A 708-nucleotide genomic window follows, 5' to 3' on the forward strand; every position below is an offset into this window, starting at 1 on the left:
AGCTTTAAGTAAAGAAAGTTGTTTAGCTAAACTAGGTCCTGCAGAAACTACTATAGCATTTTCGAATTTGTTTTTTCTTTCACTTAAGATTCTTTGAAAAGGAATGCTTTCAAGCATAGAAGGGATGTTTTGTAAAAACTGTCCATGTGTTAGCAAAGGTAAAAAACAAGAAATATCTGCATTTCTTATTGCTACAGCTGCACTTTTAATACAAAGTTCATTCAAAGATAAAATAGAAGTTTCATAGTATTTAAGATAATAATGCGAGCTAATAAACATTTCATATAAACTTAAATACTCTAAAATGCTTTGTTGATCAAAAACCATAGCAATATGAATTTCCACATCCTTGGCTGCTGCATCAAACAATATCACTTGATAAGTTTTTAGCTCTTCACTCAAATCCAATGCACTTAAAGCTAGGATAAAAAGTTCTATTTCACTTTCAAATACAAAAAGATGTTTATAGTGTTTAGCTAAATTTTTAATAAGCAAAGCATTGCCTATACCATAAATACATATAAAAGGATATCTAGGAGTTTTTTCTAAAATACTTTGATAGAAAAAATTTAATTCTTCTTCTAAGTTTTCATACATGAAAACATTATGAGTTTTATCAAAGATATTTAAATTTTCATCTATATTAAAACGAGAACAAGTTTTATTTTGTATGAAATTTAAAAGTTTATTTCCTAAGGGTTCATTTAC

Annotated in this window: 1 pseudogene; it reads right to left on the reverse strand. The window is 26.8% G+C overall.

Features of this window, described 5'->3' with window-relative positions:
* Positions 1-708: pseudogene (locus tag AJ930_RS10665) on the reverse strand (motility associated factor glycosyltransferase family protein); the annotation flags it as partial.

The sequence above is a fragment of the Campylobacter sp. BCW_6871 genome, assembly GCF_001762325.1.
Taxonomy (GTDB): Bacteria; Campylobacterota; Campylobacteria; order Campylobacterales; family Campylobacteraceae; genus Campylobacter_D; species Campylobacter_D jejuni.